This is a genomic window from Thermincola sp. GK-1 (genome assembly GCF_059412445.1).
This window is the reverse complement of record NZ_JBSQAT010000034.1, coordinates 1-4,889: the sequence shown is the minus strand read 5'-3', so window position 1 is coordinate 4,889 and position 4,889 is coordinate 1. Positions and strand designations below refer to the sequence as shown.

At 37.9% G+C, this 4,889-nt stretch carries 8 protein-coding genes; 4 read left to right on the top strand and 4 right to left on the bottom strand.

Annotated features, from left to right (window positions below; all coding sequences use genetic code 11):
• Window positions 1-265 precede the first annotated feature (265 nt).
• Window positions 266-883: a hypothetical protein gene (locus tag ACSNJE_RS15805; RefSeq protein WP_495253061.1), complete on the top strand. Its 618-nt coding sequence runs from the start codon at window positions 266-268 to the stop codon at window positions 881-883.
• A gap of 646 nt (window positions 884-1,529) precedes the next feature.
• On the top strand, window positions 1,530-2,522 hold the full coding sequence (locus tag ACSNJE_RS15800; RefSeq protein ID WP_495253060.1) for a Fic family protein: 993 nt from the start codon (window positions 1,530-1,532) through the stop codon (window positions 2,520-2,522).
• Here ACSNJE_RS15800 and ACSNJE_RS15795 read toward each other — a convergent pair.
• From ACSNJE_RS15795 to ACSNJE_RS15780, 4 genes are all read right to left on the bottom strand, one after another.
• On the bottom strand, window positions 2,463-2,996 hold the full coding sequence (locus tag ACSNJE_RS15795; RefSeq protein WP_495253059.1) for a hypothetical protein: 534 nt from the start codon (window positions 2,994-2,996) through the stop codon (window positions 2,463-2,465). The genes ACSNJE_RS15800 and ACSNJE_RS15795 overlap by 60 nt on opposite strands.
• Window positions 2,997-3,012: 16 nt before the next feature.
• Window positions 3,013-3,300, bottom strand: coding sequence for a hypothetical protein (locus tag ACSNJE_RS15790; RefSeq protein WP_495253058.1), 288 nt, complete (start codon window positions 3,298-3,300; stop codon window positions 3,013-3,015).
• A gap of 124 nt (window positions 3,301-3,424) precedes the next feature.
• Window positions 3,425-3,601 (bottom strand): tautomerase family protein, encoded by a 177-nt coding sequence (locus tag ACSNJE_RS15785; RefSeq protein ID WP_013119571.1) that lies wholly within the window; start codon window positions 3,599-3,601, stop codon window positions 3,425-3,427.
• A gap of 27 nt (window positions 3,602-3,628) precedes the next feature.
• A complete protein-coding gene (locus tag ACSNJE_RS15780) occupies window positions 3,629-3,760 on the bottom strand; it encodes a hypothetical protein (protein ID WP_013119570.1) in 132 nt (43 codons plus the stop codon).
• A gap of 334 nt (window positions 3,761-4,094) precedes the next feature.
• Here ACSNJE_RS15780 and ACSNJE_RS15775 point away from each other — a divergent pair, with 334 nt between their 5' ends.
• Together ACSNJE_RS15775 and ACSNJE_RS15770 are read left to right on the top strand one after the other, a co-directional pair.
• Window positions 4,095-4,343: a type II toxin-antitoxin system HicA family toxin gene (locus ACSNJE_RS15775; protein WP_495253057.1), complete on the top strand. Its 249-nt coding sequence runs from the start codon at window positions 4,095-4,097 to the stop codon at window positions 4,341-4,343.
• A 4-nt stretch (window positions 4,344-4,347) separates the two neighbouring features.
• Window positions 4,348-4,779, top strand: a complete 432-nt coding sequence (locus tag ACSNJE_RS15770; protein ID WP_495253056.1) for a toxin-antitoxin system HicB family antitoxin — start codon at window positions 4,348-4,350, stop codon at window positions 4,777-4,779.
• Window positions 4,780-4,889: the final 110 nt, after the last annotated feature.

Sequence of the window (4,889 nt, the reverse complement as noted above, 5' to 3'; positions counted from 1 at the left end):
TCTTCGGTTAAGTCGGCAGTAACTCTTTTCTTAAGTCTACCACCGGTAGGCTAGCTTTGCTATGCCCTTTTTTAGGTGAGAAAATTATTTTTTAAAAAAGTCTTGACGTTTATTAGCTGGTTTAGTCGATGTATGCCAAACTCACCCTAATGGTAATTATGCAATGGTTTTTTTGAACCTTTTTAGCAAATCAAATATTCTGTCCTCAAGTTATTAAAGGGATTTATCGATAATCAATAAATAAATATTGGAAAGGAGATAAATTATGGAATATGTTTTTTATAAAGAGGATAAAAAATACCAACGGATATCAGCTTTTAAACATTCCTTGGGCAGTATGATATTCTGGTTTGTAGTGTTTGCGGTGATTTACAATTTCGGACGATTAATATTTCCGAAAGAATTTACTCTTCTAGCGAAAGCAACATTAGTAAAGGTCACTGTATTATCACTAACTCTCTACTCTGGACTTAGTAAGTATTTCTACTTAACACATGATACATGGGCAGCCATTAATAAAGCAAGAACCAATAAGGAAACAGAGTTAATGAGTTTAAAACAGCTACTATACTTTTCGGAAATTCAAGTTAGTTTATCAGAAAAACTATGGGATGCAGTTAAATCTTTTTCACCTATTCCATTAGCAGTTTTTGTACTTGGTATTTTTACCGGCAATAACCCCATTTTAAATAAAACAATCATCATAGCCCAAAACAGTATAACTGTAAAAAATCTATTTATATATGGCGGTTACGGATTTATCGCATTATACGCTTTCCTTTTAAAAGCAACATATGATAGACTAAAATGGAAAAAACTTCAGAACAGTCTTTTTTATGATGCAATCCTATATTATGAATACAAAAATAATAAAAAACCATAAGAAGATCCTGAGAGGTCTTCTTTTTTATCCCAAATTGGCCCCAAATCAGTTTGGCATATTTCGCCTAACACGTCCCTAAACGAACAAAGTTCGTCTGTCCCATCTAAATTATACCATAAAAATCCATCTCAAGCATTAACCTTGCTGATTCCTAGATTCCTGAGGCTGAATAAAATATTGCTTCCTGGCCAGGAATGACCGGTCCAATAAATGTGGGCCGACGGTTAGCTCAGACTGTGCTTATCCCTGAGTTCCGTCGGCCTTGGTTACAGGCAACCGGTCAGGCTTGCCCAGGTCAACCCACGGGAGCAAAAAAATTTTTACCGCCTGGAAGAATTACAACCAAGTAGGAAAATTTTTTTGTGCAGCCCTTGGGACCAGCTTTCCGCCAGTGGGGTTGATTAAGAATTGCCATAATTACAAGTTTACATACAATCTTACAAACATACAAACATATTCCCTGGCCAACGATGGCTAGGCCAGCCGCAGGCAAGGGTAGTACCAGCGTAGCTGACACTACTCCTATATATATGAGGAATAATTTTCGACAAATTGTAGCTATTGCAAAAAACTTAATAAAAAGCTACAATAAAATTGTAGCTAGTTGGTTAAACTAAAATTAAAGCTACAATTTGGAGGAATTGCTATGAACAGGGGAAGACCCAGCTTAAAGAAGCTGCTTGAGAAAGTTAAAAGTGAAATAACCGTATTCCATAAAGAAATGGGCGGGTTTCCTGCAAACCTGGAAGCAAATGAAATCTGGAAAGACATTTGGCTTGAAGAAACACACCATTCTACAGCTCTGGAGGGAAATACACTAAATTCACGAGAAATTTATAAACTGGTTGAACAAGAAATTGTAACTGGCAACAAAGAAATCAGACATTACTTAGAGGTGCAGGGCTATTCCAATGCAGCAAGGTGGGTATACGAGCAGGCAGTAGAATCATATAAACAACAGGATAAAATAATAACTGTTCAGCACATAAGCCATATTCACAAATTACTTATGGGACCGGTTTGGACATCATATCCTCCCGTAACAGGAGACCAGCCCGGCCAATTTCGCACAGGACCGACTCCGAGAATAAGAGGGAGCTCGCTTAAACTTCCTCCTTCCGGTGACGTGCCTGACTTGATCAACGAATTAATAGAAAATATAAATGACGGTCCAGGAGACTTATCCGTTTGTGAATGGGTAGCTCTAATACATGCCGAATTTGAAAAAATTCACCCTTTTAGCGATGGGAACGGCAGAACCGGCCGGCTGTTAATGAACTATATCCTTATAGTTAATGGTTATCCACCGGCAATTATTCTTAAAAGCCAGCGCCCCAAATATCTCCGGGCACTTGAACGGGCGCAGAGCAAAAATCCTGATTACACAATGCTTGCAGAACTGGTCGCAAGAGCGGTAAGGGACAATTTAAATAAACTAATGTTACCTAAACTTTCCGGGGAAGAAGACCTGGTCCCACTGAGTACTTTAGCAGAAGGTACGCAGTACCAACCAAGCTACCTTCGCCGTTTGGCCCAGGAAGGAAAACTTAAGGCCGTTAAAGAGGGAAGCCTCTGGTTATCATCCAAGAAATGGTTGCAGGAATACATCGATTCCCGTAGTCCGCGCGGAAGAAGATAGGCGAACATTCTGAACAAAAGGAAATGACTCTTGTGGTCCGACAATTGCTAATCCCTTAACATATCCTTCAAGGAGTTGATCAAGTCCTTCCTGAGTAACAATACGAACATTTTTTACCGGCCTTTCGACGTAGGGTATTATACTAACAACCCGATATTTAGCATTTTTATAATTTGACAATTCCTGTTGGCTGATTTCCAGAACCTCAGAAGGTTTTATAATGTAATCATGGATAAAACCATTTAAGTAACTTAATAACGAAATGCCTATATCAACAATAGATTTTGCATCCTGTATTCGAACCTCTTGGCCATGAACTGCTCGATTGCATAAATATATAACTTCTGTGATAGGTTGTGTAATATCTTTTGGGAGAACTTCTCGGTAGGTTAATTCATAAACTAGCTTTTTAAGAGGTGGCCGGGCATTTTTGTCTATTTCTCTTACAGAAAGACGATAAATTTTGGTAATCATTTTTTCTACTCAATTCTTAATTTATGAAACCATACTCAAACAAAATGTTTAAAGCATTGATTTGTGCAACGTTTACATAATCAAGAGCACGATCTAAGCTAAATTCATGTTTAGAAAACACTTCCAGAATTTCAGTAAGAATTTCAGTCTGCTTTTTAATAACCTCAGTTCTTATAGGCTGCAAGAATGTTTCTTTGGCCCGAATGTATGTCAAAATTGCTACAATAGTAGCGCTCCCTGTAAAGATAATTGAAAAAACATCTTTTATCCAAGTAGAATTGCTTTTTAAGAAATCAACTATCATGCTTGTCCTCCCCGAAATTGCGCCGTTTCGCTTAACCGCCAAAATGCCGCGCCGCTGTATGCTTTACGGCTGCGGCTTCGTCCAACACGTGTTGCCGCAATTGAGCATATTGAGGAACGGCTGATCACGTTTTATTTTGTGCTATCTCGAAATTTTGAGGTTCTAATTCATAGAGCCGCTGCATCCTATCATAATCCGGAATCTTGATCGCTTCGACCAGTGCTGCGTGAATTCCATTGAGTAAGGCTTTTTTATAGGTGTCACTCTTACCTTTGAATATCTCTACCTTAACTAAAGGCATTATTATCCCTCTATTTACAATAAATTTCTATAAATGACCTTCCTCTTTTAATTCTTTAATAGCATTTTTTACGGCCGACTTTATTACAAAATATATTATTAAAATTCCAACAACAGGATAAAGAATCATCATAGATAACTCGAAAATACCTAAGTTCATAGTGATACCTCCATATTAATTCAATGAGAACTGTTATTTTAAAAAATTGATACGTCGATGGCACAATTTCGCCTAAGACATATTGGCTAAACAAACTTTGACTTCCCGCAGGCTGGCGCGGTTTTTGCCTCCCCAGACCCCTGCCCCCTATTCGCAAGACCACGACAGCCGAGGACGGGGCAAGTTGAACGGAGCGAAGCGGAGCCGTTTTGGGTGTTGTTAGAGGAAGTGCCCCTTGTTCAGATTCTATTTTTATGGTATCATAATTAATACCAGCAAAGTATTATTGGTATTAAATATGGTATTTTTGTTTAATATTTCATAGGAGGTTCCAGTGACTAAAATCGAGAAACGGTTTCAAAGAATTCTCAACAATCCCAAAGACATAAAATGGTCAGAGCTTCAAGCGGTTCTTAACAAATTTGGCTTGATATGCGAACCACCCGGAAGTGGTAGTCACTGGTCTGTTTATGACGAAAATTCAGATGCTATCATAACCGTGCCTGTTCATAATAACCGAGTTAAAGCCATCTATGTAAAAAAGTTAATTGCTCTAATCAAAGAAGTTAGAGAGGAGAAATAAAAGTATGACCATAGACTTTGAATACTACAAAAATCTTAAATATAGCGTTAAGTTGATACCTATTTCTGAAGAAGACGGCGGTGGCTGGCTTGCTGAAATACCTGAACTTAAAGGATGTATGTCCGATGGGAAGACACCGGAAGAAGCTTTAAAAAATATAGAAGAAGCGAAGATGGTTTGGATATCTACCGCGCTTAAAAGAGGGCAAACAATACCTTTACCAGAAACAGAGGATAATGATAAATATAGCGGAAAATTTACTCTTAGACTCCCAAAGTTCCTCCATAAAGAACTTTCTCTCGCTGCCCAAAAAGATAATATAAGCTTAAATCAGTATATTCTCAGCCTGGTTGCTCTAAATTTCGGAAAAAACTCAAGAAAATCCGGAACTCCTAAAACGTCAACACGAAAATCATCAAAATCACGCTCCCAATAATGGGAGTTTTCTTTTTCCCAAATTAGGGGCAACTATAATGAACCCATAAGGTGAGACACAAAATTTAAAAAGTAAGTTATAATGGAAACATGAAAAAGCGAAATCAATAT

Bases quoted from the DNA above. Each gene is read 5' to 3' on its own strand.
- ACSNJE_RS15805 (WP_495253061.1), top strand. From the start codon at position 266: ATGGAATATGTTTTTTATAAAGAGGATAAAAAATACCAACGGATATCA.
- ACSNJE_RS15800 (WP_495253060.1), top strand. From the start codon at position 1,530: ATGAACAGGGGAAGACCCAGCTTAAAGAAGCTGCTTGAGAAAGTTAAA.
- ACSNJE_RS15795 (WP_495253059.1), bottom strand. From the start codon at position 2,996: ATGATTACCAAAATTTATCGTCTTTCTGTAAGAGAAATAGACAAAAAT.
- ACSNJE_RS15790 (WP_495253058.1), bottom strand. From the start codon at position 3,300: ATGATAGTTGATTTCTTAAAAAGCAATTCTACTTGGATAAAAGATGTT.
- ACSNJE_RS15785 (WP_013119571.1), bottom strand. From the start codon at position 3,601: ATGCCTTTAGTTAAGGTAGAGATATTCAAAGGTAAGAGTGACACCTAT.
- ACSNJE_RS15780 (WP_013119570.1), bottom strand. From the start codon at position 3,760: ATGAACTTAGGTATTTTCGAGTTATCTATGATGATTCTTTATCCTGTT.
- ACSNJE_RS15770 (WP_495253056.1), top strand. From the start codon at position 4,348: ATGACCATAGACTTTGAATACTACAAAAATCTTAAATATAGCGTTAAG.